Annotated in this window: 25 protein-coding genes; 17 read left to right on the top strand and 8 right to left on the bottom strand. The window is 45.5% G+C overall.

Annotated features, from left to right (window positions below):
• The first annotated feature begins 10 nt into the window (after positions 1-10).
• The 9 genes from AZH43_RS12425 (at position 11) to AZH43_RS12390 (ending at position 9,573) form a co-directional block, all read left to right on the top strand.
• Positions 11-2,050, top strand: a complete 2,040-nt coding sequence (locus AZH43_RS12425) for a UvrD-helicase domain-containing protein (RefSeq protein ID WP_067670141.1) — start codon at positions 11-13, stop codon at positions 2,048-2,050.
• 32 nt (positions 2,051-2,082) lie between these two features.
• Complete coding sequence (gene dut, locus AZH43_RS12420; protein ID WP_067670140.1) at positions 2,083-2,535, top strand: dUTP diphosphatase; 453 nt, start codon at positions 2,083-2,085, stop codon at positions 2,533-2,535.
• 620 nt (positions 2,536-3,155) lie between these two features.
• Positions 3,156-4,577 (top strand): phosphomannomutase/phosphoglucomutase, encoded by a 1,422-nt coding sequence (locus AZH43_RS12415; protein WP_067670138.1) that lies wholly within the window; start codon positions 3,156-3,158, stop codon positions 4,575-4,577.
• 10 nt (positions 4,578-4,587) lie between these two features.
• Positions 4,588-5,496 (top strand): acetylglutamate kinase, encoded by a 909-nt coding sequence (gene argB / locus AZH43_RS12410; RefSeq protein ID WP_067670136.1) that lies wholly within the window; start codon positions 4,588-4,590, stop codon positions 5,494-5,496.
• A 458-nt stretch (positions 5,497-5,954) separates the two neighbouring features.
• The gene (locus tag AZH43_RS19085; RefSeq protein WP_264753355.1) at positions 5,955-6,083 is read left to right on the top strand and encodes a hypothetical protein; all 129 of its coding nucleotides are present in this window, start codon (positions 5,955-5,957) and stop codon (positions 6,081-6,083) included.
• 264 nt (positions 6,084-6,347) lie between these two features.
• Positions 6,348-7,196, top strand: a complete 849-nt coding sequence (locus tag AZH43_RS12405) for a class II glutamine amidotransferase (RefSeq protein WP_067670134.1) — start codon at positions 6,348-6,350, stop codon at positions 7,194-7,196.
• Between the two features lie 370 nt (positions 7,197-7,566).
• Positions 7,567-8,022 (top strand): bacteriohemerythrin, encoded by a 456-nt coding sequence (locus AZH43_RS12400; protein WP_067670132.1) that lies wholly within the window; start codon positions 7,567-7,569, stop codon positions 8,020-8,022.
• A gap of 142 nt (positions 8,023-8,164) precedes the next feature.
• Complete coding sequence (locus tag AZH43_RS12395) at positions 8,165-9,247, top strand: hypothetical protein (RefSeq protein WP_067670177.1); 1,083 nt, start codon at positions 8,165-8,167, stop codon at positions 9,245-9,247.
• Positions 9,247-9,573 carry an RnfH family protein gene (locus AZH43_RS12390; RefSeq protein WP_067670130.1) on the top strand — a complete coding sequence of 109 codons (327 nt, stop codon included), beginning with the start codon at positions 9,247-9,249 and terminating at the stop codon, positions 9,571-9,573. The genes AZH43_RS12395 and AZH43_RS12390 overlap by 1 nt, the downstream gene beginning before the upstream one ends.
• Before the next feature lie 42 nt (positions 9,574-9,615).
• Here the strand turns inward: AZH43_RS12390 and AZH43_RS12385 are convergent, their stop codons facing one another.
• Complete coding sequence (locus AZH43_RS12385) at positions 9,616-10,014, bottom strand: outer membrane protein assembly factor BamE (protein ID WP_067670128.1); 399 nt, start codon at positions 10,012-10,014, stop codon at positions 9,616-9,618.
• A gap of 112 nt (positions 10,015-10,126) precedes the next feature.
• Between AZH43_RS12385 and fur the strand changes: the two genes are divergently transcribed.
• Positions 10,127-10,564: a ferric iron uptake transcriptional regulator gene (fur, locus tag AZH43_RS12380; protein ID WP_067670126.1), complete on the top strand. Its 438-nt coding sequence runs from the start codon at positions 10,127-10,129 to the stop codon at positions 10,562-10,564.
• A gap of 85 nt (positions 10,565-10,649) precedes the next feature.
• Here the strand turns inward: fur and AZH43_RS12375 are convergent, their stop codons facing one another.
• Positions 10,650-11,771 (bottom strand): PilT/PilU family type 4a pilus ATPase, encoded by a 1,122-nt coding sequence (locus tag AZH43_RS12375; protein ID WP_067670124.1) that lies wholly within the window; start codon positions 11,769-11,771, stop codon positions 10,650-10,652.
• Between the two features lie 30 nt (positions 11,772-11,801).
• The gene (locus AZH43_RS12370; RefSeq protein WP_067670122.1) at positions 11,802-12,839 is read right to left on the bottom strand and encodes a type IV pilus twitching motility protein PilT; all 1,038 of its coding nucleotides are present in this window, start codon (positions 12,837-12,839) and stop codon (positions 11,802-11,804) included.
• Positions 12,840-12,962: 123 nt separating this feature from the next.
• Between AZH43_RS12370 and AZH43_RS12365 the strand changes: the two genes are divergently transcribed.
• The 3 genes from AZH43_RS12365 (at position 12,963) to AZH43_RS12355 (ending at position 15,737) form a co-directional block, all read left to right on the top strand.
• The gene (locus tag AZH43_RS12365; RefSeq protein ID WP_067670175.1) at positions 12,963-13,655 is read left to right on the top strand and encodes a YggS family pyridoxal phosphate-dependent enzyme; all 693 of its coding nucleotides are present in this window, start codon (positions 12,963-12,965) and stop codon (positions 13,653-13,655) included.
• A gap of 292 nt (positions 13,656-13,947) precedes the next feature.
• On the top strand, positions 13,948-14,751 hold the full coding sequence (locus AZH43_RS12360; RefSeq protein WP_067670120.1) for a thioesterase family protein: 804 nt from the start codon (positions 13,948-13,950) through the stop codon (positions 14,749-14,751).
• Between the two features lie 176 nt (positions 14,752-14,927).
• Positions 14,928-15,737, top strand: coding sequence for a hypothetical protein (locus AZH43_RS12355; RefSeq protein WP_067670118.1), 810 nt, complete (start codon positions 14,928-14,930; stop codon positions 15,735-15,737).
• A 37-nt stretch (positions 15,738-15,774) separates the two neighbouring features.
• Here AZH43_RS12355 and AZH43_RS12350 read toward each other — a convergent pair whose 3' ends face one another.
• Both AZH43_RS12350 and AZH43_RS12345 read right to left on the bottom strand, forming a co-directional pair.
• Positions 15,775-19,371: an AAA family ATPase gene (locus AZH43_RS12350; RefSeq protein ID WP_067670117.1), complete on the bottom strand. Its 3,597-nt coding sequence runs from the start codon at positions 19,369-19,371 to the stop codon at positions 15,775-15,777.
• A gap of 9 nt (positions 19,372-19,380) precedes the next feature.
• Complete coding sequence (locus tag AZH43_RS12345; RefSeq protein ID WP_067670115.1) at positions 19,381-20,634, bottom strand: exonuclease SbcCD subunit D; 1,254 nt, start codon at positions 20,632-20,634, stop codon at positions 19,381-19,383.
• Positions 20,635-20,644: 10 nt separating this feature from the next.
• Here AZH43_RS12345 and AZH43_RS19080 point away from each other — a divergent pair, with 10 nt between their 5' ends.
• Positions 20,645-20,770 carry a hypothetical protein gene (locus AZH43_RS19080; RefSeq protein ID WP_264753354.1) on the top strand — a complete coding sequence of 42 codons (126 nt, stop codon included), beginning with the start codon at positions 20,645-20,647 and terminating at the stop codon, positions 20,768-20,770.
• Positions 20,771-21,038: 268 nt separating this feature from the next.
• Here the strand turns inward: AZH43_RS19080 and AZH43_RS12340 are convergent, their stop codons facing one another.
• Positions 21,039-21,416 (bottom strand): VOC family protein, encoded by a 378-nt coding sequence (locus AZH43_RS12340; RefSeq protein WP_067670113.1) that lies wholly within the window; start codon positions 21,414-21,416, stop codon positions 21,039-21,041.
• Positions 21,417-21,680: 264 nt separating this feature from the next.
• Here AZH43_RS12340 and AZH43_RS12335 point away from each other — a divergent pair, with 264 nt between their 5' ends.
• The 3 genes from AZH43_RS12335 (at position 21,681) to AZH43_RS12320 (ending at position 24,480) form a co-directional block, all read left to right on the top strand.
• Positions 21,681-22,637: a sensor domain-containing diguanylate cyclase gene (locus AZH43_RS12335; protein ID WP_067670111.1), complete on the top strand. Its 957-nt coding sequence runs from the start codon at positions 21,681-21,683 to the stop codon at positions 22,635-22,637.
• Positions 22,638-23,062: 425 nt separating this feature from the next.
• Positions 23,063-23,512, top strand: coding sequence for an ABZJ_00895 family protein (locus tag AZH43_RS12325; RefSeq protein WP_067670108.1), 450 nt, complete (start codon positions 23,063-23,065; stop codon positions 23,510-23,512).
• A 65-nt stretch (positions 23,513-23,577) separates the two neighbouring features.
• A complete protein-coding gene (locus AZH43_RS12320) occupies positions 23,578-24,480 on the top strand; it encodes a TIGR01777 family oxidoreductase (RefSeq protein ID WP_067670106.1) in 903 nt (300 codons plus the stop codon).
• A 161-nt stretch (positions 24,481-24,641) separates the two neighbouring features.
• Here AZH43_RS12320 and thiO read toward each other — a convergent pair whose 3' ends face one another.
• Positions 24,642-25,778 (bottom strand): glycine oxidase ThiO, encoded by a 1,137-nt coding sequence (thiO, locus tag AZH43_RS12315; RefSeq protein ID WP_067670104.1) that lies wholly within the window; start codon positions 25,776-25,778, stop codon positions 24,642-24,644.
• An 88-nt stretch (positions 25,779-25,866) separates the two neighbouring features.
• The gene (gene hemB, locus AZH43_RS12310; protein ID WP_067670102.1) at positions 25,867-26,880 is read right to left on the bottom strand and encodes a porphobilinogen synthase; all 1,014 of its coding nucleotides are present in this window, start codon (positions 26,878-26,880) and stop codon (positions 25,867-25,869) included.
• Positions 26,881-26,897 lie beyond the last annotated feature (17 nt).

The following is a 26,897-nucleotide window of genomic DNA, read 5'->3' as shown; positions in this document are numbered from 1 at the left end:
AGGAAACACTATGTCACTCGGCAGCCAGTTAAACGACAAGCAGCTTGAAGCCATGAAATACACTCAAGGGCCCTTGTTAGTGCTTGCTGGCGCAGGTTCGGGCAAGACATCGGTGATTACCCGAAAAATTGCCCATTTGGTCAAAAATTGCGGGATTCCGGCCCAGCGCATTACTGCAATGACCTTTACCAATAAAGCTGCGCGTGAAATGAAAGAGCGTGTGACCAAGCTTTTATCGCGTGAAGAAGCCAAAGGTCTTTCAGTTTCGACATTCCATACTTTTGGTTTGAATTTACTCCGCTTGGAACTCAAAAATACTCCGCTGAAAGCCAATTTTTCGATTTTAGATGCCGATGACTGCAAGCGCATTTTGATGGATCTGATGCAGCGCGATAACTTATCGGGCGCTGAAAGCAAAGAGCTGATCGCCAAAGCGATGAAGATGATTTCAGACTGGAAAAATGACTTGATTCCGCCGGAGCAGGCGCATACCACCTGTGAAACAGCGGATGACGTGCAAATGGCGCATCTTTATCAGCTGTATGAACGCAACTTGCGTGCCTACAACGCTGTCGACTTTGATGACCTGATTGTCATGCCGACACTTTTGCTGCAGCAGAACGCTGAAGTGCGTGAACGCTGGCAGAACCGTACCCGTTATCTGCTGGTCGATGAATATCAGGATACCAATACTGCGCAGTATATGCTGGTGAAGCTGCTGGTGGGCGTGATGGGGCAGTTTACTGCGGTTGGTGACGATGATCAGTCCATCTATGCATGGCGCGGCGCTAAGCCTGAAAATATGGCGCTGCTGAATGAAGATTTCCGCAACTTAAAAGTTATTAAGCTGGAGCAGAATTACCGTTCGACCAGCCGTATTCTGAAAGCTGCCAATACAGTGATTGGCAACAACCCGCACATTTTTGACAAAAAACTTTGGTCAGATAAAGGCCATGGTGAAGTGATTCGGGTGATTACTTGCCGTAATGATGATGATGAAGCGGAACGCGTAGTTAAAGACCTGATCACGCATAAATTGATGAACGGCAAAAACTGGAAAGATTACGCGATTTTATACCGCGGCAATTTTCAGGCCCGCGCCCTGGAAACCCAGCTGCGTCAAATGCAGATTCCCTATAAATTGTCAGGCGGGCAGTCTTTCTTCGCGCGTTCAGAAATCAAAGACATGATGAGCTATTTGCGCTTAATCATTAATCCGGAAGATGACAGTGCCTTTTTGCGTATTATCAACACGCCAAAGCGTGCAATTGGGCCTGTAACTTTAGAGAAACTGGGGCTGTTCGCGCAGGAGCAGCGGCTGTCGCTTTTGGCTGCTGCGGGTGACCAGCGCCTGACTATGGTAATCCCGAAAAAGGCCACGACACAGCTGGCCGAGTTTGCCGAATTTATTGACCGTTTTACCCGAACTTTATTGGAAGATGATGAGCCTGTACCGATCATCCGTCAGATGATGCTGGAAGCCGGCTACATTGATTATGTGAAAGAAACGGCGGCGACGCCTGCGCAGGAAAAAACCAAGCTGGACAATATTGGAGTGCTGTACAGCAGTATTCAAAGCCTAATTAACCGTGCAGAAGATGTAGACGAAAAGAATATTGAAAGCGTCATCCGCAAAATGGTGCTGCTGGATATGCTGGAGCAGCAGCAGGAAGAAGAAGATACCGATAAAGTGAATCTGCTGACGCTTCACGCCTCTAAAGGTTTGGAATTTCCGTATGTTTACCTGATTGGCCTTGAAGAAGAGCTGCTGCCGCACAAAAACTCAATTGCTGCGGATACTGTCGAAGAAGAGCGCCGCCTGATGTATGTGGGGATTACCCGAGCGCGTCAAGGCCTGACCATTACTTTGGCGGAGCAGCGCAAAGCGGGCGGGCAGATGAAGCAGCAAACTCCGAGCCGTTTTTTAGATGAATTGCCTGAAGATGAACTGGAGTGGCTGGGCCGCAAGAAAAAACTGGCAGGAAATATCGATCCTAAACAGCAGGCGCAGCACTACTTGGATAATTTACGTGCGCTGATTAAGCGTTAATTTCAATCAATTAAATCAACAGGAATGAACCGATGAAAGTTCAGGTAAAAGTACTCGACGCACGTTTAGGTAAAGAATGGCCTATGCCAACGTATGCAACAGCAGGTTCTGCAGGCTTAGACTTGCGCGCTTGTGTTGAGCAAACCACCGTGATTGAGCCAGGCCAAACAGTTTTGGTTAAAACCGGTTTAGCAATTTATATTCAAGACACGAATTTTGCGGGCTTGGTTTTACCGCGTTCAGGTTTAGGCCATAAGCACGGTATTGTTTTGGGCAACTTAGTGGGCTTGATCGATTCCGATTATCAAGGCGAACTGATGGTTTCTGTATGGAACCGCGGGCAGGCGGCATTCAGTTTAGAACCAGGCGAGCGTTTGGCGCAGTATATTTTAGTGCCTGTGGTTCAGGCCGAATTTGATTTGGTGGATGAGTTTGAAGCCACAGAACGCGGTGCCGGCGGTTTTGGACATACGGGTAAAAATTGATTCAGCTCTGTTCCATTTGAAATTAAAACGAATTGCTCCTGCAGTTCGTTTTTTTTGAACCTGTTTTTATTTTAAATGAATCAGCTTCTAAAGTAATTAAAAATGGTCAGATGATTTTATGTTGTTAATAGTAATAAAACTTTGACGCCTGCTGGGATCTTATCTGTTTGTAAGCTTACGTTTTTTAATGATATTTGTATAAATAATGGTTAGCAATGTTATTTTTTGTGTAAAAAATCGGGTTACTGCCATAGAGTATTCTTTTAATGTAAATTGAATAATGGCGCTTTTGTTAAAAATAACGCTGTGGTTTATCTGGTTTATTTAAGTTTTGGTAAAGTTATTGTTTTGTATTTTATGAATTTAAATAAAATTATAAGTTAAATAATTTTGAAATGTGAAATGGGGCCATCGATGGATTTTATAATTGAAAAATTATACTGTAATATGTAGGCGTATTTTAATTGGTTCTTAAATGAACATGATTTCAAAATACACCTTAGCATGGTAAATATAATTTAATTAAAACAAGGCTTAAATTATTTTATCTATTCCGCGATTTAATTTAAAATTTAATTATAAATCGGTCTTAGCAACGTTGATGATTAGAAGAATGCATTATGGGGACATTGTATAATAACTTCCCGATACATATTTTCCGCGCGTATGATATCCGCGGAAAGGTATCCTTGCTGAATGCAGAAATGGTGCAGGCAATTGCGCACGGTTTGGCGCAGCAATATATTCGCGCTGGTCAATCTCAGCTTGTGATCGGTTATGACGCGCGGTTAACCAGTCCCGGCTATGCGCAAATTATTCAAACTGTGTGCCAGCAGCATCAGTTACATACCGTTTTAATCGGCTGCTGTTCAAGTCCAATGCTGTATTACATAGCGCGCCAGTATGGCGGCAACGGCATTATGGTCACAGCGAGCCACAATCCTAAATCCGACAATGGCATTAAATGGATTATTCAAGGCGAACCGCCGTGTCCAGAAATGATTCAGCAGGTCGGGCAGGATTCTAAAAAATATTTTGTACCTAAATCTGCTGTGCAAATGCCTGTTGCAGAACTCCAGATTTATCCTGAATTTTGCTTGCAGTATCAGCATTCACTGCTTTCGGACATTCATTTAAAGCACTCAGTAAACGTTGTGCTGGATGGCTTAAACGGTTCAGCTGGACGCTGCGCAGCCTTGGTTTTACAAAAATCAGGCTGTGACGTGACTGCCATCCGCTGTGAAGCGGATGGGAATTTCCCGGATCATGCCCCTGACCCTTCACAAGAGATTCACCTGAAAAAAATACGTCAGGCCGTACTGGAACAAAAAGCGGATATTGGCATAGCCTTAGACGGCGATGGTGACCGTTTAGTGCTGATTGATGAATTGGGTGCAACAGTTTCAGCAGACCGGTTGCTGTGCCTGTTTGCAGAGCTGTGCCTAGCAGAACACCCAGGACGTGAAATTATTTATGACGTCAAATGTTCCAGCATGGTTCGGAAAACGATTGCCGCTTTAGGCGGCCAGCCGGTTATGATCCGCACAGGAAGCTCTTTCCTGCGCAAGTATTTGGCAAAGTCGGCTGGACGCGCTGTCTTTGGCGGTGAGTACGCCGGTCATTATGTTTTCAATGACGGGCGCGGCTGCGGTTATGATGATGGCCTGTATGCAGCGCTGCGGGTCTTGGAATTCATTCAGCTCAAAGGCTTAAGCCTGTCTCAGGCGCTGGCGAAGTATCCTGAACGCAACGGCACAGAAGATATATACATCAGCACTTATCAAGCCATTCCGCAAACGGTTTTAAATGCGGTAGAGCAGCAATCTCAATATATTGATGCAGAAATCAGTAAAATTGATGGCATACGTCTTGATTTTGATGATGGATTTGGCATCATTCGAGCATCAAATACAGGGGAGTATTTCACAGTGCGCTTTGATGCAGACAATCCATCGCGTTTAAATGAAATAAGGAACCTGTTCAGTTCTATGTTATCAGAGCAATATCCGCATATTGCTCAGGACATATTAGATGCTCAATAAGGAGAGGCGAATGCCGCATCAGCATACAGGCATCGACAAAGCGCAAATTTTGACAGAAGCTTTGCCGTATATTCAAAGATTTTCGGGCAAAACGCTGGTTGTGAAGTATGGCGGCAATGCCATGACTGATCCTGAGCTGGAAAGTTCATTTGCAAGAGACATTGTTTTATTGAAAACAGTGGGCCTGAACCCAATTGTTGTGCATGGCGGCGGTCCGCAAGTGGACTCATTCTTAAAACAGCTGGGCCGTGAATCTGACCGCATTGACGGCATGCGCGTGACGGATCCTGCTACCATGGAAGTGGTTGAGATGGTTCTGGGCGGCAGCGTGAACAAATCGATTGTGAACCTGATCAATCAGCATGGCGGCCGCGCAATAGGCTTAACCGGTAAAGACGGCAATTTACTCCGCGCGCAAAAGCTGCTGATGCAGAAAACAGCAGAAGACGGTACTGTGACTGAGATTGATCTTGGGCTGGTCGGTGAAGTAGTGGGCGTGAAGACCGATGTATTGGAGATGTTCACGCAAAGTGATTTCATTCCAGTCATTGCGCCTTTGGGGGTTGATGAAGATGGCAATACCTACAACATCAATGCTGATTTGGTTGCCGGAAAGGTTGCCGAGGCGCTAGGCGCGGAAAAGTTGATTCTGTTGACCAATATCAGCGGTGTGCTGGATGAAAATAAAAACCTGCTGACTGGACTCAGTACGCAGGAAGTTGACCGCCTGATTGAAACCGGTGTCATTTATGGCGGCATGATTCCGAAAGTCGGCTGTGCATTGGATGCAGTTAAAGGCGGTGTGATCAGCGCGCACATTGTTGATGGCCGTGTACCGCATGCCACTTTGCTGGAAATCTTTACCGATCATGGTGTCGGCACACTCATTACCAACCGCGCCAATGTGAAAAAAGCTTAATTTAATGCTGATTTTTTGCAGAGTGAAAGTTCTGTAAAATTCAAATTAAATCGAAAGCTCGTATTCAAATACTGATGCCAGCCAATACACCTATTGGCTGGCATTTTTATGGTTAGCAGGTTGGCTGCACGTTATAAAAATGTCATCGGGATTGCCTAATGTAGAAAAAAATACTTGGGCTGTTGGTGATGTTGGATAAATTAAAAAATCACTACCGCCAAAATTTCACTTTTCTCTTTCAAAAGAAATCTGCAAAAAATAACTCTTATAAATTTGAAAGGATAAACGACTCACACAGCCTGAAATAAGCGCAACGCTTTAGGGCCGAATAATTTTCTCAGTAATTCGGCATTCAGTTTGAATTAGGCTTAAATCAAGATATATTTGCTGCCGAAATAATGCCGAAAGTTTGATGGGAAATATGCGCAAAGCATTTTATTGGCTGTGTCAGCATCAGCATGGAGGGCAATGAAGCGCGGGTCTATTATAACTCATCAATCTATCAGAAGCTGCTGCAGTCATTCCGCTGCCATATCGAGCCTCAGCTGGCTTTTGAGCCGCCGTATCCGCAATACAGCTTTTATTAGGATGAACCTATTTCTAAGCTGTTTGATGTCTATTTAAAAATGAATACTCGGCTGTCAACGCAGGTTTATTATGATGAAGCATTTAATGGCTTAGATTATTTTGTGTATTTGGATGCCTCCCAGCTGGTCAAAGATTTTATTTTGCAAAAGAAAACTATGGCTAAATCTTGAAAATTCATAAGAAACGCTGATTTTCCAGTTTGAAATGGGATAAGGACTCATGCAGAATAGCAGTGTGGTGGATTAAACAGATGATGAAAACTTATGTGCCAGCTGTTAGGAATGAATTGTGCGACACCGACGGATATTACCTTTTCATTCCGCGGTTTTTCACAGCGCGCGGGAATTACCTCTGACCACTGTGATGGTTTCGGCATTGCTTTTTTTGAAGATAAGGCCTGCCGCCTGTTTGCCGATAATCAGTCTGCTGTAGAGTCGCCGATTGCAGAGCTGATCCGCAATTATCCCATTAAATCACGCAATGTGATTGCGCATATCCGTAAAGCGACGCAGGGCAAAATCAACCTTGAAAATTCTCATCCATTCAGCCGCGAGCTGTGGGGAAGGCAGTGGATTTTTGCCCATAATGGCGACTTGCATGACTTTCATCCTCAACTGGCCGGCCGGTTTACCCCAGTCGGCAATACTGACAGTGAGCGTGCATTCTGCTATCTGCTGGAACAGCTGGTAACGCGTTTCGGCTATACTGAACCTTCGCTGGATCAGGTTTTTGATGCGCTGCTGGAAATCTCTCCGCACATTGCAGAACACGGCACCTTTAATTTCTGTTTATCGAATGGTCAGGCGCTTTTTGCCTATGCGATTACCAAACTGCATTGGCTGGTGCGTGAGTATCCATTCAAGCCGGCTCAGCTGATTGATTTAGATGTGGAAGTTGATTTCAGTGAAGTAACAACACCTGAAGACTGTGTGGCAGTGATTACTACAGAGCCTCTAACACAAAATGAAGTGTGGACAGCCTTTGCCCCAGGTGAAATGATTCTGTTTCAGCATGGACGGCCTATCCGCCATGGCCAGACTTATATTGCCCGTTTAGAGCGGGAGCGTCTGGATCCATCTTTAAAGCGGATCAGTATAGCCGATCAGCATTGATATATTTTCTGTATCGTTTAATTCAGTAAATTAAAGTGCTGGAAGTGTTTTTACGTCGATTATCCCGCATTGCGGGGTTAATCTTGCGTGCTGGGTATATTCATGCCATGGCTGAGCCATGATGCTGTTTAAATGGTTTTTTATGATGAATATGCACAATGAATAATTAATAAATTGTTGAATTGATTAAAAAATATCTTAGCTTTATGGTTGGGTATTTTTGTAAACAGATTGTAAAACAATAACCTACAAGAAATATAAAAAAAATACGGAAACCCGAGTAAATCACTTCATTTTTATTTTATCAATTTACCTATATTATTAATTTTAATGTGATTTATCTTTTAAAATCTGACGCAAGGTGATCGTAATGAAAATGAAATGGGTTCCAGAATATAATACTGGCATCGATGTGATTGACGATCAGCACAAACGGATTTTGGATTATATCAATGAAATTGATGGCATTGATGCCAATATTGATCGTGAACGTGTAAAGCAGATTCTTGAAAATATTATTGATTACACGCAGTCGCATTTTACTTTTGAAGAATCTCTTCAAGAAGAAGCGGGCTATAAGTACCGTGTACCGCATAAGCGTGTTCATGATTTATTTATTAAAAAAATTGAATCCTACCGTGACCGTTTTGAGCTGGGCCATGCAATTGAATCTGAACTGCATGAAGTGCTATCAAAATGGCTGATTAACCATATTCAGCATGATGATGCGGATTATGTCGGCGCGGTAAAAGAGAACATGATGGGAATCATCAAAGAAAAAGAGAAGAAAAAGGGTAAAAACTGGTTTTCGCGTTTTTTCTCATAAAATAAAAATCACTGAATAATTAGAATTAAAATTTGGATACAACTTGGCGCAGCAAATCACTGTTATGGTGGTTTGCTTTTTGTTTTTGATTTTCAGCCTTGAGCAGGGCAAAATAGCGCTAGATTTAATAAAGGAACGCATCATGCAGGATAATGCTATGTCAAAATGGTTGCCGCCATTGCTGGCATTTTGTTTGTCATTTATTGTGATCGCCACTTTGGCGCCCATGACAGGCATTCAATTTGAACGTCAGCTAGATTTTTGGCTGCTCTGGATCGCGGCAATGCTGATTCTAGCACTGCCGCTGTGCTATTTAGAGATTGCTTTGGCGAAACGTTCAAAGACAACGGCATTGCAGGCTTTATCTAATTTGACCCGTGATGCAGATGCATCTCAAAAGTGGCGTTTAGCTGGCTGGCTGGGTGCGGTATTTATTCCGTTCCTTACAGGCGGCATGCTGTCCAATTCAGCATACATTTTGAAGCTTTCAGCAATCTCCAGTGCCGCGCCTAATATTTTGTTTGCGGTCGTGGCCATTGCTGCTGTTGCTGTATCTTTTATTCCGCGTCAATTTACCGTTTTGCTGACCGCAGCCGGCGTGCTGGCATCTTTAATAGCCGCCAATGTATTCGGCACGTCATTGCCTGAGTGGCAAGCAACTCCTGTTGAATTCAGTGAGTGGGGCAGCGCTACGGTTCTGGCTTTGGTTGCCAGCGGTTTAGGCTTAGGCCTGTATTGGCAGAGCAGCTTGCCAGCCGCGCAAGGCCAAAACTCCGCGACTCAATCAGCCTTGCCGATTTGGTTTGCGCAGCTGCTGGCGGTTGTGGCATTTGGCTTTTTTGCAGTTACTTCAGCTATTCCTGCTTATGTGCTCGCTTTCGCTACAGTGATGGCAGCAGGTTTAATTCTGAATATGGCGCGTGAACAGTTTCAGCAGCGCCAATTGGCTTTGCCTATACAGTGGATCATTCTGCTGGCAGCGGTATTTATTTGGGCCGTGCCAAACATGAATATGATTCTAAATATAGGATTAATGCTGTGGGGCTTAGTCATTTGCCTGATTTACGCCATATTTGCCGGCTGGATCATGAAAATCAGCCATTTGCGCAAGTCGATGAATTTCAGCAATGAAGTGTTTTACAATATTTGGCGTATTGCTGTGCGCATTGTATTGCCGGTTGCCATTGTCGCGGCAATTATTGCAGTCATTGGTAAATTATTCTAATGGTTATGCAGGCTCAGGTTTGGGTGACATTTGCGGATGCAGAACAGCAATTTCATATTGCTGTAGAATTCAAAGAGGGCATGACGGCTTTAGACGCCATTGAGCAAAGCGGGATAGCCCAGCAGACGGTTCTTCCTGAACCGCTTCAATTGGGCATCTTCGGTCAACGCATACAGGACCCGCGGCAATTGTTGGCCGCGGGAGACCGGGTAGAAATCTACCGCGCCCTAACGATCAACCCGAAAGATATCCGGCGTAAACGCGCCATCAGCCATCCAGTCGGGCGCTTTAGTAAAGGAAATCGCTTTAAACAATTGAAGCAATAAGAAAAACCCCTCAATGAGGGGTTTCTTTTTATCTTAAACTGACTATAGTGGGGGCGCAGTTAAAATCGCTTCTTTAGAACCTGGCAGGCCGGGCTGAGTTGCTGGAATTGTTTCCAATCCTTCAACTTTTTCTACAATGCCTTGCTGGTTAAAGAATACTTTTAAATGCTGACCTTGTGCTGCAGGAATCTTGGCTTTTTTCGCATAAGTTCCTGGGGTATAGTTGTAGATGTAGTCCCAGCGCAGCGGATTCATTGGATCTGTAATTGTTGGGCTGCCAAGCAAAAAACGCACCTGCTGAAAGTTCATGCCAGGCTGGATTTGAGCTGCTTTTGCTTGTGTAAGAGGCGTTCCTTGAGGAATATCAACTTTATAAACGCCCAAGGTTGAACAGCCTACGAGCAATGAAGTGACGAATAACGTCAGCATGAGTTTTTGCATTTTGCTACACTATCCCAAATTAATTATGATGCATTTGATCCAAGGATAGATCATACTGCATCTAAAGTTTGTTGCATATTCCAACTTTAATTTTGTTGAGAGACCTTTTTTCATGCCTATATCAAACCAAGATTTACGCAAAGCTGGACTTAAAGTTACGCTTCCACGAATTAAAATATTGGAATTATTAGAAAATTCAAGACAACATCATTTAAGTGCGGAAGACATTTATAAGACTTTACTTGAACAGGGTGAAGATGTTGGTTTAGCAACTGTTTACCGTGTGTTAACACAGTTTGAAGCTGCCGGCATTATTCAGCGCCATCATTTTGAAAACAACCATTCTGTTTTTGAGATTATGCAGGAAGATCATCACGATCATATCGTGTGTCAAAACTGCAATAAAGTCGTTGAATTTACCAATGATGTGATTGAGCATGAGCAGCATGAAGTGGCCAAAAAATTTGGTTTTGAGCTGACTGGCCATTCATTGAATTTATATGGCTACTGCGATTCGCAGGAATGTCAGGATGCTTACCGCAAAAAATAATCTGAATCAGTTTATTGACGCAGAAATAAAAAAACAGGCTTGATATCAAGCCTGTTTTTTTTTGAGCCATTAAATTTGCAGAATGTTATGACTGACCGTCAAAAGTGATGTTGGTGCTGGCATGCAGCAAGCGGTCACCGCCTTCTTCAGACAATTTAATTTGCAGACGCAGGTCGTTTGGTGAATCGGCATGTTTCAGCGCATCTTTATAGGTAATTTGCTTCGCTTTATATAAGTCAAACAGTGCTTGGTCAAAAGTTTGCATGCCTAGCTCGCGCGAGCGTTTCATCAAGTCTTTAATTTCGTGGACTTCACCTTTGCGGATTAAATCTGAAATTAGAGGGGAGTTGATGAGGATTTCAATGGCTGCGCGGCGAGAGCTGCCGTCTGGCGTTGGAATCAGCTGCTGCGCCACCATGGCTTTCAGGTTCAAGGATAAATCCATGAACAGCTGGCCATGACGGTCGGCTTCAAAAAAGTGAATAATCCGGTCAATGGCCTGGTTGGCATTGTTGGCATGCAGGGTGGCAAAAACCAAGTGGCCTGTTTCGGCAAAGGCAATCGCGTAATCCATAGTTTCACGCGAACGGATCTCACCGATCAAAATTACATCTGGCGCCTGACGCAGAGTGTTTTTCAGCGCAATTTCAAAAGAGTCAGTATCAATACCTACTTCACGCTGGGTAATAATGCAGCCTTTGTGCTCATGAATAAATTCAATCGGGTCTTCAATGGTAATAATATGGCCATGTGAATTTTCATTGCGGAAGCCAATAATAGAAGCCAATGAGGTCGATTTACCTGTACCGGTTGCGCCAACAAAAATAATGATGCCGCGTTTGGTCATTGCCAGTTCTTTTAAAATGGGCGGCAGCTTCAAATCATCCATGGTTGGAATGACCGTTTCAATGCGGCGCAGCACCATGCCAGGCTGATCACGCTGCTGGAATGCGCTGACACGGAAACGTGAAGATTTATCTTTGCTGGTGATGGCGAAGTTGCATTCGCGAGTTTCGGCAAACTCTTTCCGCTGCTTTTCAGACATGATGGAGTTCAGAAGCTGGCCCACAGTTGAGCCGGGCAGCTTGGTTGAGCCAATCGGCATAATGGTGCCGTTAATTTTAATTGAAGGCTCTACATCAGCAGTGATGAATAAGTCAGACGCTTTTTTCTCGACCATGTAGTCGAGCAAGCCGTTAAAGTCCATAAATAGTCCCCAATGACAGTGTTATTGTTTTTATAGGAAAGATTCAGGCTGCTTGGCTGCGGTACGGGCAGTTTGCGGACTGATAATGCCTTTAGATACTAAGCCTTTTAAGCTTTGATCCAGTGTCGTCATGCCGTAATTTGCGCCCGTTTGGATTGCGGAATACATTTGCGCAACCTTATTTTCGCGGATCAAGTTACGGATGGCTGGAATGCCGATCATGATTTCATGCGCAGCCACACGGCCGCCGCCATTTTTCTTCAGCAGCGTTTGTGAAATAACCGCCTGCAGCGATTCTGACAGCATGGCGCGAACCATGTCTTTTTCTTCAGCAGGGAAAACGTCAATGACACGGTCAATGGTTTTAGCGGCGGAGGTGGTATGCAGCGTGCCGAAGACTAAGTGGCCTGTTTCGGCAGCGGTGAGCGCCAAACGGATGGTTTCAAGGTCACGCATCTCACCGACGAGGATAATGTCCGGGTCTTCACGCAGTGCAGAACGCAGCGCTTCGTTAAAGCCGTGGGTATCGCGGTGTACTTCACGCTGGTTAATCAGGCATTTTTTTGACTGATGCACAAATTCGATAGGATCTTCGACCGTTAAGATATGGTCATAGCGGTTGTCATTGATATAGTCCATCATGGCTGCAAGCGTCGTCGATTTACCTGAACCGGTCGGTCCTGTGACCAAAACGATGCCGCGCGGATATTCACAGATCTCTTTAAAAATCTGACCTAGGCCCAAATCTTCCATTGAAAGCACTTTAGATGGAATGGTACGGAATACTGCACCCGCACCGCGGTTTTGGTTGAACGCGTTGACACGGAACCGGGCTACGCCAGGCACTTCGAATGAAAAGTCAGTTTCCAATTTTTCTTCAAAGTCGCGGCGCTGCTTATCGTTCATAATGTCATACACTAATTTGTGCACTTCTTTATGTTCTAAGGCCGGTAAGTTGATGCGGCGGACTTCACCATCCACACGGATGAGCGGCGGCATGCCCGCAGATAAGTGCAAATCCGATGCGCCATTTTTGGCAGAAAACGCCAGTAATTCTGTAATATCCATAATATCCCCGAGAACGTCTAAATCTTAATTATTTTGATAGAATAATAAGGCTTTCCCTCAGCTTAACCAACTGTTAGTTAAAGGGCAAAGGAAAAAAAGATGAATGAAATGAGAACCCCGTCAATGAATACACTTCAAGAAGCAAGAGATCAGGTGCTGCATCAGATTCAGCAGGCATGCGAGCAGGCTGGACGCGATGTGCAGGCCGTACAGCTGCTGGCGGTGTCAAAGACGCATCCGAGTGAAATGCTGCGGGAAATGCATGGTGCTGGCCAGCGCGCATTTGGTGAAAATTATTTGCAGGAAGCTTTGGATAAAATTGAAGCCCTGAAAGATTTATCGATTGAATGGCATTTTATTGGCCATGTGCAGCGCAATAAGACCAAGCATTTGGCCGAAAAATTCGATTGGGTGCATGGCGTTGACCGCCTGATTATTGCCGAGCGCTTATCCAGCCAGCGTGAATCTGCTCTGGCCCCGCTGAATATTTGCCTGCAGGTGAATATTGACGGTCAAGAGACGAAAGATGGCTGTGAGCCGAATGAAGTTTCTGATTTGGTTGCGCAGATTTCAAAACTGCCGAATTTGCGTTTACGCGGTTTAATGGTGATTCCAGCGCCTGAAAATACCGGCGCATTTGCAGATGCGAAGACTTTATTTGAGCAAGTGAAAGGGCAGCATGCGCATCCTGATGATTGGGATACCTTGAGCATGGGGATGTCCAGCGATATGGCTGATGCAATTGCTGCCGGCTCAACCATGGTACGTGTGGGGACAGCATTGTTTGGCGCCCGTGATTATTCAAAACAGGCATGATGCTTTATGCTGAAAGTGTGTTCAGCTTTGCGCTGAAGCCAAATTGCCGCCGGTCACAGAAATAAATGCATCTGCAATGGCAATATCTCGCTGTGATAGGGCGTTTCCTCTGCAGTGCAGGTTAAAAATGCTTTCAGCATATCAGGACATATTTCTCAATAAATTGAACTTTCGGGTTCAGTTTAGGTGTTAAAAGTTGAACTTTCCACTAAAGTTGAGTACAAAACAAGCAGCGTATCAGGATAGTTTTGATATCGAAGTGACTCATTTTACTGAACAGACAGGAAAGTTCATGACTGCATATTATCAGCTGATTCGACGTGAAACAGATGCTCAAGGCACAGTGGAAGCGCATTACCGTTCAACATCTTTAGCGCAAGGCGCTTGGAACGAGCATGAGCAGCATATGGCGCCTGCCACCGGCATTATCTGTGCTGAATTGGATCAGTTTTCCCCGCGCAATGATATGCGCATTGGCCGCATCAGCCTGGATATTTTGGGTTTAATTCCAGCGGGCGAGTTTAAAATTGTCACAAAAGTCATCCGTCCAGGCAAAACCATTGAATTGATTGAATCTGAAATGAGTGCGCAGGGAAAAACCTGCATAACAGCGCGGACTTGGCGCATGCTGACGCAAAATAGTCAAAGCGTTCATGGGCTGGAAGACCGGCCTGTAGAAGGGCCTGAGCAGGCTCCAGTGTGGGAAGGAATTCGCCAATGGCCGGGCGGCTATATTCAGTCAATTGAAGCGCGAAGCCATGAACGGCGTGCCGGTCAAGGCATCATCTGGCTGAGTACGCCGCACGAAATGATTGACGGTGAAGCCAGTTCTGACTTTGTGCGCTTAATGGGGCTGGTGGATACTGCAAATGGTATTGTGCCAAGACAGGATTGGCCATTTAAATGGGGCTTTCCCAATTTAGATTTGCAGATTCATCTGCACCGTATCCCGCAAGGGCAGTGGCTGGGCTTGCAGACGGTGCAGCAGTATGGCGACGACGGCATTGGCTTAACCAGTTCGGTGCTGCATGATGTGAATGGACCCTTTGGACGAAGTGAACAAATTTTAACCTTGAGGCAGTTCGGTGAATCATGACGCTGAAATGCAGTCCAAGGTTTTCCGTTTCATAAGCATCAAAAAAAAGCAGGCAATGCATGATTGCCTGCTTTTTTTCTTTACAGGCTTTAGCATAAATCAACAATTTGCAGCTTCACTGAGTTGACCATCCTTTTATACTTGAGCGTATAAATATTCTAATAAAGGACAACACAATGAAAGCAATACAAGTTCTTATCTGGACACTGCTGTCCAGCATTTTTACGCTGATTTTAACAGCCTGCAGTTCTCCAGCGATACAGCAGCCTGCCAGTGCAGAAGCACAGCAAGTCCAAGCTGAAACGGAAATAGCCCGTGCAGATTCAGCTCAGGCCGCTGCCAGCCGCAGCTCTGCATCATCCAATAACAGCAATATTCTGAATGAGCAGCGTTTGGGGACGAAGTGGGGCGATGATATCAGTTCACCGATTACCCAAGTGGCTTTAAAGCGCTTAAGTTCATCCCCTGTTTCCGAAACACAAATCCGCTATGCCGGCAAACAGTTTTCAGGACGCAGCATCAACAGTATTTCTTTAGCCGCAGGTAAAGTCAGCTTTGCTGTACTGGATGGACGAGGCCGTACTTTGCCGCTGTACCGGGAGGATCAGCAGTATTTTTTATCGGCAAATGAAGGGCAGAGCTATGTGCTGAAATACAGCAACAGCAGCGCTCAAACATATGAGATTGTGGCCAGTGTTGATGGTTTAGATGTAATTAACGGACAGCGCGCATCACGCTATAACAGCGGCTATGTGCTTCGGCCTTACAGCAGTCTGGAAATTGAAGGTTTCCGCAAGAGCAATGATGCCGTGGCCTCCTTTACGTTCAGCAAGCCTAAAGATGCCTACGTAGCCCATTCTGCCAGCGGTTCTATTTACAATACCGGGGTTATTGGCACGGCTGTCTATGAACTGAATGCGCCGCGCGGTACGGCAGCGCCTGCTGGAAGGTATGCGCCTGCGCCGAATGCATTCCCTGCGGATTAAGCGCTTTCTTCGGCTCCTGTTTTTACTTAGCTGTTCCTTAATGAACAACTTCAATTGTGCTTGCGCCTGCACCTAAAGGGCATACCTGAATCTGGACCGGAATGCGTTCATGCATTTCCTGTATATGTGAGATCAGCACGACCTTCCGGCCTTGATTCTGCAGCTGGTCTAGGGCATTCATGACCATATGCAGGGATGATGCATCTAAGGTGCCGAAGCCTTCATCAATAAACAGAGATTCGATTTTCATTGAACCCGATGCCATGTTGGCAATAGCCAAGGACAGGGCAAGGGCAGTGAGGAAGGATTCACCGCCCGAAAGAGAAGCAACAGAACGGGTCTCGCCATCCATATCATGGTCAATTATGGCTAGGCTTAAAGAATTGTCCAAACGCTTTAATGTATAGCGCTGAGACAGCACCGCCAGCTGCTGATTGGCATGTTCCAGCAAAATATCCAGATTATACTGCTGTGCATAGTCTCGGAATTTTTTGCCATTCGCATCTCCCATCAGGCCTGAAATTTTTCCCCAACGGTGCTCTTCCTGCTGCACTTGCTGTATTTGCGCTGCAAACTGCATTTGCTTTGCCACATTTTGCTGATGCAGTTCCAGTTTCAGTTTCAGCTGATCGCGTGTCTCTAATTGCGTTTTCAGTGTTTCCGCATTGCTTGAAATCAATTGCTGCAGCTGAGCCAAATCCATCTCAGGCTGATGCGTCAGATGTTCAGCCAATTGTTCTTGCATGGTTTTAAGCGCTGCGCAGGCTTCATTCAGCAGCCGTTCTGCATTTTGCAGCTGCTGCCTCGTCTGCTGTTCTTGAGCCGGACTGATTTGCGCCAACTGTTCTAAATCCGGCCACTGAAATTCGGTATGCTGCGCCAGCCATTGCTGAATGTCATGCTTCACCAGATTTTCCTGCTGCTGATTTTGCTGCAGTTGTGCTTTTAACTGTTCTAATGCATTTTTTTCTTGTTCAAACTGCTGGCGAATACGTTCAAAACTTTGCTTAAACTGCTGATAATGCTGCTGGGACTGCTGCCGCTGGATGTCGTGCTGATGCAGCCATTCATTGGGTTTTACATCAGTTAAGCCTGTCATCAGCTGAATAAGCTGACAGGCGCTTTCAGTGTTTTGCTGCCCTTTGAGTTTGATGTCCTTTAAGCTTTGCGCCATATCTTCAATTTGCTTTTCAGTATTGTCCATTTTTAATTTAAGCGAACTGAATTGCTGATGGGTCAGATCAAGCTGTTTTGTCAGCTGTTCAAGCTGGTTCAACTGTTGAGAGCGGGTATTTAAGCGGCTATAAACTTGCTGTGCAGCGGTGATGCTTTGCTGCAGCCAGAGTTCTTTTTCAGCATCAGTCAAGCAATTCATAATATGCTGCACTTGGCTTTGCTGATGCTTCGCTGTTTGCAGCCAATGTTCAGCTTGCTGAATTTTTTGCATCAGCTCCTGCTGTGTTTTGATCTGCTGAATCAGACGGTTTGATTGATCTTCAAGCTGCTGAATTTCAAGGCTGTAGTTTTGATGAAACTGATTGAGCTGTGCTGCCGCCTCAGGCTGCGGCTGAGTTAAATCAAGCTGAATCTTGGCTGTTGCGCATAGCTTAGTTAAGTCTTTTTCAGCCGCGGCGGCTTTGTTCGATATATTTTGAATCGCCGCTTCAAGCTGTATTAATTCAGCATTCAGCGTGGTCAGCTGCTGCTGTGCAAGCTGCCACGCTTTTAACGCTTCCTGTTCTTTCTGCACGGCCTGCCGTTCTTGCTGCAGCTGCAATTCAAACAAGGCATTGGACACAGCAGTATCGTCTACTTTGTAGGGATGGGCGATGCTTCCACAAACCAAGCAAGGCTCGCCGTCTTTTAAATCCGCGCGCAAATGTTCAACATTTTTTGCATGCAACAGGCGCTGCTGCTGTAAAACTTCCTGCAGTGTTAAGCAGGCGGCTTTTGCTGACTGAAAGGCCTGTTCAGCGTTTAACGCATTTTTTTCAAGCTGCTGCAATTGCGCCGCAGCCGTTTTCAGCTGGTCTTGCGATTGCTGAACTTCGGTGCGCCATTCAAAACATTGAGTGAGCTTTTGCTGGATAAAGTCCAGTTGATTACGCTGATTGATTTTAAGTTCACGCTGCTGGCGTGTCTGTTCAACGGCGCTTTCAAGCTGTTCAACGCTTCCCCAATGATGGATGAATTGCTGTAATTGATTTTTTTTCTCGATCAGCTGATGTTCAGCCTGAACAGCATTCCCCAAGTGATTTTCGGTCGCTTGATACTGCTGAATAAATTGGCCAAGCTGCTGCAGATGGGCTTCGATCCCTTTATCCAGAACTGAAAACTGTTGCGTATGCGCCAGCTGCTGATTGAACTGCGCCAGCTGCTGGGTCAACTGCTGGGTGCGCTGTTCGAGCGCTTGCTGATGCTCGGCCAGCGGTTTTTGGGACTGTTCTAGATCTGCCAGTTTTGATTGATTTTTTTTAAATTCAGCGCCAATAAAATCCCGTTCCTGAATACATTTACGCACTTCATTTAAAGAGTCATGGTGTATATTTTCAAAGCTCTGCAGTTCAGTTAACGCTTTTTCTGCAAGGCTGAACTGATTTTTTTCAGCGTCAAATTGCATCTGCACTGCATTAAATTGCTGCTGATGCTGTGCAATCTGCGGTGTCAGCTGCTGTTCAGTTTTAAGTAATTGCTGCTGCTGGAACACGCTTGAACGAATTGCTGAAAATATTTCCAGCCGATTTAAGCGCTCTCGTTCCGGCATTAAATCCTGCTGGGCTTTGAGCTGGGCATCCGTCAGCTGCTGCTTCAGAATAATCTCATGATCCAGTTTATATTTGCGTTCAAACCATTGTTGCTGTTTTTCCAGCTGGGATTTTTCAGATTCCAACTGTTGATAGGCGGCCGCTGCCTGTTGAAAATGTGCAGACAGGGCGGCGGCATCTTCTTCGGACAGCAGTTCAATATGCCCCAGCACATTTTCAAGTTCTTTGCGCTGCAGAGCGACTTGCTTGGTTTTTTCAAAAGCCAATTGGCCAATTTTTGCGAAAATGGCTGAATTGGTCAGATATTCTAGCAATTCACCGCGCTCATTATCCCGTGCTTTTAAAAAGGCGGTGACTTCAGACTGCGCCAGCAGCACGGCCCGGGTAAATTTATCAAAATTCAACTGAGTGATTTGATGAATGCTGGATTCAACTGTTTTGGGTTTATCTGCGATCACTGCGCCATCCGTTAGGCAAGTTAAATACCGCTGTACGTTTTGCAGTTTACCGTCCGTTTTTTCACGTGAGCGCTTCAGTTCCCAGCGCGCCAAATAGCGTTTTTGATCTTGCGCAACAAAGCAGAGTTCTGCAAAACCGTGCGCCGTGCCGCGGCGCAGCACCGTCAGCGGTGAGTTGGTCAATAATTCTGAACCGTCGACATCAATCAATTTGCCATCACTGTCTTTGAGGCGTGGAATTTTATTGAACAGCGCAAGGCACATGGCATCTAAAATGGTGGATTTACCTGCGCCAGTTTTACCGACGATGGCAATTAATCCGGCGCTGGCTAAAGGCTCAGCTTCAAAATCAATAAAATGCTCACCCGAAATGGACGCCAGATTTTTAAGGCGGATAGATAGAATTTTCATGGCGCAGCCTTAAGTATTGGATTCTGATTCAAGCGATTTTTGCGCATCCTGCACGAGGCTCATAAAATCCTGCAGCACATCATCATCGGCTGTATAGCCTTGCTTTCGCCAAATCTGCTGGAAGAGTTTTTCAGGCGTCGGCGGTTCCAGATGAACAGCATCATCGGCACCGCCATTTTTTTCAGAAGCAAGATACTGCCGTGAAATCCGCACTAGACGGTAGCGCTCTTGCGGCAACGCCTCTTCAAACTGCTGCCGCAAATTTGGCGGCGGCGGGGTGAGGGTATGGTATTCAATATCAACATATTCGCGGCGGTCAATGCTGTCAATTTTACCGTTAGGCAAGGCTTTGAGCTGTGAAAGCACATCGGCTAATTCACCTTTGATTTTATGCAGCTGAACCGTGCGCGGAATGGGCAAAGCCTCTATCAGCAGGCGGTTTTCATGCTGCAGGGAGGGATCCAGCTGAATGTCCAGCACTTGATGCTTGTAGTGGATTTCACTGAATGACAGCGGAATAGGTGATCCGCTGTAGCGGATATGCGCATGCTGTACTTTTTGCGGCTTATGCAGATGCCCGAGAGCGACATAATCAATCACCTCATCAAATAAGGCTGTGGAAAGCGCTTCTTCATTACCAATAATGATTGGCCGTTCGGAATCAGAGGTTTCACCGCCTTGCATGTGCGCATGCGACATCAGAATTAAAGCCTGATTGGCCGTTTTTCTTTTTTTTGCTTCGAGAATCAGCTGCTGATGCAAATAGGCAATGGCATTTTGACTGCTGTCAGTATGTTCATTGATGCCGGTAATTTCGGCTGGGCGCAAAAAAGGCAAGGTCAGGCACCAGGCAATGATTTGCTGCTGGGCATCGTAAATCGGAGTGAGCAAACGGTCTAAATCCAGCTGCCCGTCGGCATTTTTGTGAATGACGCCGACAGTTTTGGCATTATATTTGGCTAATAACGGTTCAACTTGTTCGATGCGGTAGCCAGAGTCATGATTGCCGGCAATCATTAAGGTCTGCATATGCGGAGCAAGGCTGTGAGCATCGGCCAGAAACTGATACAGCTGTTTTTGCGCTGCTGATGCCGGATTGATGACATCAAAAATATCGCCTGCAATGAGCAAGGCATGGGGCTGTTTTTCTTGGATTTGAGTTAAGAGCCATGCAAGAAACTGTTCGTGTTCATACTGACGTGAATGGTTATAAAAAAATTGCCCGAGATGCCAGTCAGATGTATGAAAAAAACGTACAGTCATATGAACTCAAATGTCAGAAATGCCGCGTACTAAATTAGCATATTTTCATCAGAATAATTTTGATTCTATGTCTGATGCTGGAAATGAAATGACAATTTCCGCCGATGCGGCAGCTGGATTTTACTTTTTGCCTTAGATGCTGAGTTTTTTATTTTTCGCCTCAGAATGCTATTTCAGTGCGCTTGATTTTGTCAGGCGCTTCAAATAAGGACAGGGCATGATAGATGGCTTAAGCATTCATCTGCTGAGGAATGGAGGAGCTCTAGGCCATCATCAGATGGCTGCTCTTATTTCAGCCTTTTGTACTCAGTATTTTATACGCCATTTTAATGGGCACTGCAGACCGGCTCTGCTGAAGGATAGGCGCTAAATTATTTTACCCGATCTCTATGCAGCGGGTTTTTCTAGTGCGCATTTTCATCGACTTGAACCAGTCCAAAAGTGTTGTTGTCAGGGTCAATAAAATAGCCTTGCCAGCATTTGTTGGGGATCGCAAATTTTTCCATCGCCACTTGGCCGCCGTGCGCTAAAATTTTTTCTGCCGCGGCATCAAAATTTTCGACTTCGAAGGAGCAGGTAAAGGCATTGGTTCCGCAATGCGCAGATGGTGTCGGTGCTGGGCGCGCCAATAAGCCGCCATGCATATTCGGCGTTTCAATTTGATAGTATTCGATGGCTAAGCCTTCGATTTGGGTAAAAGTCCAGCCAAAAACCTGCCGATAGAATGCGGCTTCGCGGGCTGGATCTGATGATTGGATCTCAAAATAGCAGAGCTGATTCATTGTCTTATCCAAATTAGTCAAGTTGCTGTCAATAAAGGGTTTTATTTTTAAAAATTAAAACATATCCCTAATTATAGGGATATCAAAGAAACGTGTTATTTTGTATAAATAGTATTCAATTTTGATTTTTGGGTTTGATATTTCTGAAGGCTTAAGTCTGGGGGCTCACATGTGAATGGTGAGCAGATAAAAAGCAGTCCTCATTGTAAATATCAAAAGAATGAAGAGTTTTACACAGACTGCGCAACAGGGTCGGGCAACGTTATGATCAACCATCATTTTGATTCTGAAAAACTGTCAAAAGACATGACTTATAAAACACTTATCGAATCGACTTTGGCTATTCCATGGAGTATTGACTGGGAGACAAAAAAATTCAGCTATATTGGCCCGCAGATTGAAAAACTATTGGGCTGGTCACAGGATTCATGGCAGTCCGTTCAAGACTGGGTCGACCGCATGCATGAAGACGACCGCGATAATGTTTTTAATTATTGCGTTTCTCAATCGATTGCAGGGCAAGACCATGAGGCCGACTACCGGGCGTTGAAAACCAATGGGGAATATACGTGGATCCGCGACGTCGTGCATGTGGTGCGTAAGCCGAATGGTGAAGTCGAGAGCTTGGTCGGCTTTATGTTTGATATTTCTGCGCGTAAGCGTCAGGAAGACCGGCTGAGGGCCATGCAGCGAAAACTTGAGGAATATTCTTATAAGGATGGCTTAACAGGTATAGCGAACCGGCGCTTATTTGATGAATATTATTCGCGCGAATGGCTGAATTCAATCCGGGTGCAAAAACCGCTGTCTTTAATTATTGCGGACATTGATTATTTTAAACAATATAACGATGTGAATGGCCATATTGTGGGGGACGCCTGCATTCAGCAGATTGCGCGGCTGCTGGAAAGCTGTTGTGTACGGCCGCGGGATTTAGTGGCCCGGTATGGCGGTGAAGAATTTGTTATTGTTTTGCCTGAGACAAATTTAGAAAATGCGATACAGGTGGCGGAAAACATTCAGCGGACAGTCAATGCGGCGGCTTTGCCGCACAAGGCGTCTCCAGTGTCGGATCAGCTGACCTTAAGTTTTGGGGTGAAATGTATTTTGCCGACTGAAGAAAGCGGTCAAATGGAGTTTCTAAGCTTGGCGGATGCCAATTTGTACCAAGCGAAAAGTTTGGGGCGCAACCGCTATATCGCAGATTCAGTCCAGCCATAAAATTATGCAAAAAATATGAATCTTTTGAGTCAATGTATTTTGATGCTGAATGCTGAATGCTGAATGCTGAATGCTGAATGCTGAATGCTGAATGCTGAATGCTGAATTGAGTTTGTTGTCAGCTGTGTAAAAGTAGCGTTGCAGAAAATAAAAGACCAGCGATTCGAGTGATGGTAAATCGCTGGTCAAAAAATCTATTTTCAAATTTAAGTTCTGACTGCTGTTCAAAAGCTTAAATCTGAAAATGAAGCTTATTGCTTTAAGAAAGGTCACCGAAACATTGTGGATGCCAGTACAAATCATCGGTTGCTACAGACCTTGTACCCTATATAACGCATAGGGTTACAGATTGGTTGACAATAAAATGAAAAAAAAATCATTTTTTTTTATACTGGTCATATTATTTTTCTTTGGTCATCGCTCAGATGTCTCTAAAACGTTATTTTTTAATATTTTTTCTGATTTGTTTGGTGCTTACTTGCATTTGCGGCGTATTGGCGGCTTTGTTGCCAGCTGGGATTGGCGGTGTTTTAACTGCGGTTCCATATCTCGCTGCCATGATTTGGGTGCTGTTCCATTTTTTGAAGCGCAACCAGCGCGCACCGAATCAGGCTGAACGCAAACGGCTGACTTTAGGCTATACCTTGATTTTTTGGGGCTATAACATTGCTTTTCAAATTTTGGGTGTCGCTATTTTTGCCTATAAAGATCCGGAAATTTGGCAGAATTTTCTGCTTTATCTGCAGCAGCCGCAGTTTATCACTATTGTTTTGATTATGGCGCTGCTGCTGGCGATACCGCTGTATTTGCTGACCTACTGGTTTTATGGCCCTCAAGCTAAACGCATGGCGCTGAAAATGTTTGGGCATGAGTAACGCTTGAACAAAAAACCATCTTATTTTATAGATATAGCAGCACATCATTAAAATGAGATTGGCGTATGCATAAAGAACGGGTATTAATCACTGGCGCGAGCGGTTTTATTGGCACAAGGCTAATCCAGTATTTGCTGTCCAAAGATTATGCAGTCGTCGGCTTAAGCCGGCAAGCGAACTTAGTGTCCCGCCACCCGGATATGCAGTGGATTGCACAGCTGGATGAGCTGAAAAGTGATCAAATTGACTATGTGGTTAATTTGGCGGGTGAAAGTATTGGCAAAGGCCGCTGGACTGCGGCGCGTAAGCAGCAGCTGATCCGCAGCCGGGTTGAAACTACTGAAAACCTGTACCGTTATTTAGAACGCCGCCGTATAACGCCAAAATGCATTATCTCGGGTTCGGCTGTGGGCTACTATGGCATAGATGCCGCAGAACAATGGCAAAATGCCTGTACAGAAGATTCACCGCCGCAGCATATTTTTCAGTCTGAACTCTGTCAGCAATGGGAAAAGGCCGCGCTGCAATTTCCCAATCAGAACACTAAAATTATACGGCTAGGTATCGTGCTGTCAGCAAAAGGCGGGATTCTGCCTCAGATGCTTCAGCCAATCCGAATGAATTTAGCGGGTAGAATTGGCCATGGTCGGCAGCCTGTGGTTTGGGTGCATATCCGGGATGTGCTTCGGGCGATTGAATTTTTAATGGATAAGCAACCTGAAGCGAGAATATTCAATCTGACAGCGCCAGAGCGGATCAGTCAGGCCATTTTTTCTGAACTGGCCGCGTGCCAGCTGCATAAGCATCCGGTGCTGTGTTTGCCGGCATGGGTCATGAAGATAATGCTGGGAGAGCAGTCGCAGCTGGTGCTGAATGGGCAGTATGTCAAACCGCAGGCGCTTTCAGAGGCAGGTTTTATATTTAATTTCCCTACGCTCAAAGAAGCGCTGGCTGATTTGCTGAGTTGATTTTATCTGCTTGATGCTGAATAGCGCAGCCTTCATTGACGGCGCAATCTTACAGCGGGCTGTCAAGTCAATGCCGTCATGAAGTTCTGTAAATGATAGCGCGTAAATCATGGTCTATTCGGGGTTCGATTGCATATTGGCGAAGAATGCAATCGTTGACACTATACCGTTTGCAATGTGCGGCTGAGTTCTTTATTGGGGATCAGCCGATTTGGGTCATAAGCCGCTGGATTTACCGTTGAGGGCTGTTGCAGCATCAGCTGGCGCAGCAATTGTGCCGATGCTGGCCCCATGCATAAGCCGTTGCGGTAATGGCCGAAATTTGCCCAGAGATTGTTTAAATCCGGCATTTTCCCAATATAAGGCACACCTGTAGGCGAGCTCGGACGCAGCCCAGCCCATTGCTTTACGACTGGGAAATCGGCCAGTTCAGGCACCATCGCCAAACTGGTTTTATAAATATTCTGCTGAACTTGGGTGGATGGGCGTTTATCAAAACCCAAATGATGCATGCTGGAACCGCAAACAATATGGCCGTCAGTTCGCGGAATTAAATACATGACTTCATTCATGCACATGGTCGGCAGCCAGTTTTCGGGTGTTTTAAACAGCAGCATTTGCCCTTGAACAGGTTCGACAGGAATAGAGAGATTTAACTGCTGTGACCAATGTTCCGACCAAGCGCCGGTGGCAATCACAAAATGATCCGCTTTATAGCTGTGCCCATTGGATGCGCCAATAGACTGAACGTGATGCTCGTGGATTTCAAAGTGATTGATCCAAGTATTTTCAATAAATTCAACTTGAGCATGCTGTTTCAAATAGGCAATAATTGATTTCAGCAGGCGCGGGTTGCGCACATTGGCAATCTGCGGAAAATAAATCGCTTGCGTCAATTGCTCAGAAACTCTGGGATTGATCTGCTCCAGCTGTTCTTGCTGTAAATATTCGCAGTGCTGCATCGGCTCGTTATATGCTGCCGCATAGTTCAAGCCTGTTTCAAAATCCGCTTCATCAAAAATCAGCATGCCGGTTTCATGAATTTCAAAATCAATGCTCGTTATAGGCTGTAATTTTTCATTCCAGCTTTGATATAAGCCTTTGCCATATTTGGCAAGATCATTGACGGGCTGCGGGTAGCGCCACGGGTACATGGGGGATAGGATGCCGCCGCCGGCCCAAGAGGCCGCTTTTCCTGCAGCTTGCTGATCAAAAATGGTGACGGAACAGCCTTGCTCAATCAACTCAAGTGCAGTCAGTAAACCGCTGATTCCTGCACCAATAATGGCAATATGCATCTGTTTGAACCCAGTCCTAAGGTTTAAATATTTTGAAAGCCTTACACATAAAAAAGCCTTTCTCAAATGAGAAAGGCGGATTCAAAAATTATTTCATGTCTTTCAGTTTAAGCGCGGCTTCTTCTGCAAAGTAAGTCCAAATGCCGTCAGCGCCTGCACGGCGGCAGCTCATCAAGGACTCAATAATCACGCTGTCGGACAGCCAGCCATTTTGAATGGCGCCTGCCAGCATGGCATATTCGCCGCTGACCTGATACACGAAAGTTGGAATGCCGAAAGTATCTTTAACTTCGCGGACAATGTCTAAATACGGCATGCCTGGCTTCACAATCACCATATCAGCGCCTTCCTGAATGTCCAGCGCAATTTCATGCAGGGCTTCTGCGCGGTTGCCGACATCCATTTGGTAATTGTATTTATTGCCGCCTTTCAGGTTGCTTGAAGAACCGACTGCATCACGGAAGGGGCCGTAGAAACTTGAGGCATATTTTGCAGAATACGCCATGATGTTGGTGTAAATATGGCCGTTGGCTTCTAGAGCCTGACGGATTGCGCCAATGCGCCCATCCATCATATCGCTTGGCGCAATGACATCCGCGCCGGCTTCCGCATGGCTTAATGCCTGCTTAATCAGGCACTCAACAGTTTCATCATTCAGTACATAGCCGGTTTCATCAATAATGCCGTCTTGACCGTGCGTGGTATAAGGGTCAAGCGCACCATCCGTGATGAGAACCATCTCAGGCAATTCTTTTTTCAGCAGGCGCACCGTGCTTTGCACGAGGCCATTTTCATGCCAAGCGGCTTCTGCGGTCAGGCTTTTGTCTTCCTGCGGTGTCACAGGAAACAGCGCCAGCTTGGAGACGCCTAATTCCAGCAGCTGTTCTGCTTTTTTCAGCAGTAAATCTGCAGACAGGCGCTGCACATTGGGCATGCTTGGAATATCTTGAGTTTGATTTTGACCCGGCAATACAAATACTGGGTAAATGAGATGATCAGCCGTCAGCTGAGTTTCACGAACCATAGCGCGCAGTTTGTCATTTTTACGGATTCGGCGCATACGGGTAGCAGGAAATGCTGGACGATTGAACGTATAGGTCATAACAATCTCAATAATCA

This window comes from Acinetobacter pragensis (genome assembly GCF_001605895.1).
GTDB lineage: Bacteria > Pseudomonadota > Gammaproteobacteria > Pseudomonadales > Moraxellaceae > Acinetobacter > Acinetobacter pragensis.
The sequence above is the reverse complement of the archived record's forward strand: the minus strand, read 5'-3'. Positions and strand labels throughout refer to the sequence as shown.

Bases quoted from the DNA above. Each gene is read 5' to 3' on its own strand.
- AZH43_RS12360 (WP_067670120.1), top strand. From the start codon at position 13,948: ATGACTGCATATTATCAGCTGATTCGACGTGAAACAGATGCTCAAGGC.
- thiO (WP_067670104.1), bottom strand. From the start codon at position 25,778: ATGCATATTGCCATTATTGGTGCAGGAATCAGCGGTTTACTGACTGCA.
- AZH43_RS12320 (WP_067670106.1), top strand. From the start codon at position 23,578: ATGCATAAAGAACGGGTATTAATCACTGGCGCGAGCGGTTTTATTGGC.
- AZH43_RS12395 (WP_067670177.1), top strand. From the start codon at position 8,165: ATGCAGGATAATGCTATGTCAAAATGGTTGCCGCCATTGCTGGCATTT.
- fur (WP_067670126.1), top strand. From the start codon at position 10,127: ATGCCTATATCAAACCAAGATTTACGCAAAGCTGGACTTAAAGTTACG.
- AZH43_RS12375 (WP_067670124.1), bottom strand. From the start codon at position 11,771: ATGGACTTTAACGGCTTGCTCGACTACATGGTCGAGAAAAAAGCGTCT.
- AZH43_RS12400 (WP_067670132.1), top strand. From the start codon at position 7,567: ATGAAAATGAAATGGGTTCCAGAATATAATACTGGCATCGATGTGATT.
- dut (WP_067670140.1), top strand. From the start codon at position 2,083: ATGAAAGTTCAGGTAAAAGTACTCGACGCACGTTTAGGTAAAGAATGG.
- AZH43_RS19080 (WP_264753354.1), top strand. From the start codon at position 20,645: ATGTCAGAAATGCCGCGTACTAAATTAGCATATTTTCATCAGAATAAT.
- AZH43_RS12355 (WP_067670118.1), top strand. From the start codon at position 14,928: ATGAAAGCAATACAAGTTCTTATCTGGACACTGCTGTCCAGCATTTTT.
- AZH43_RS12340 (WP_067670113.1), bottom strand. From the start codon at position 21,416: ATGAATCAGCTCTGCTATTTTGAGATCCAATCATCAGATCCAGCCCGC.
- AZH43_RS19085 (WP_264753355.1), top strand. From the start codon at position 5,955: ATGGAGGGCAATGAAGCGCGGGTCTATTATAACTCATCAATCTATCAG.
- AZH43_RS12345 (WP_067670115.1), bottom strand. From the start codon at position 20,634: ATGACTGTACGTTTTTTTCATACATCTGACTGGCATCTCGGGCAATTT.
- AZH43_RS12425 (WP_067670141.1), top strand. From the start codon at position 11: ATGTCACTCGGCAGCCAGTTAAACGACAAGCAGCTTGAAGCCATGAAA.
- AZH43_RS12385 (WP_067670128.1), bottom strand. From the start codon at position 10,014: ATGCAAAAACTCATGCTGACGTTATTCGTCACTTCATTGCTCGTAGGC.
- AZH43_RS12415 (WP_067670138.1), top strand. From the start codon at position 3,156: ATGGGGACATTGTATAATAACTTCCCGATACATATTTTCCGCGCGTAT.
- AZH43_RS12370 (WP_067670122.1), bottom strand. From the start codon at position 12,839: ATGGATATTACAGAATTACTGGCGTTTTCTGCCAAAAATGGCGCATCG.
- AZH43_RS12335 (WP_067670111.1), top strand. From the start codon at position 21,681: ATGATCAACCATCATTTTGATTCTGAAAAACTGTCAAAAGACATGACT.
- AZH43_RS12405 (WP_067670134.1), top strand. From the start codon at position 6,348: ATGTGCCAGCTGTTAGGAATGAATTGTGCGACACCGACGGATATTACC.
- AZH43_RS12365 (WP_067670175.1), top strand. From the start codon at position 12,963: ATGAATACACTTCAAGAAGCAAGAGATCAGGTGCTGCATCAGATTCAG.
- AZH43_RS12390 (WP_067670130.1), top strand. From the start codon at position 9,247: ATGGTTATGCAGGCTCAGGTTTGGGTGACATTTGCGGATGCAGAACAG.
- AZH43_RS12325 (WP_067670108.1), top strand. From the start codon at position 23,063: ATGTCTCTAAAACGTTATTTTTTAATATTTTTTCTGATTTGTTTGGTG.
- hemB (WP_067670102.1), bottom strand. From the start codon at position 26,880: ATGACCTATACGTTCAATCGTCCAGCATTTCCTGCTACCCGTATGCGC.
- argB (WP_067670136.1), top strand. From the start codon at position 4,588: ATGCCGCATCAGCATACAGGCATCGACAAAGCGCAAATTTTGACAGAA.
- AZH43_RS12350 (WP_067670117.1), bottom strand. From the start codon at position 19,371: ATGAAAATTCTATCTATCCGCCTTAAAAATCTGGCGTCCATTTCGGGT.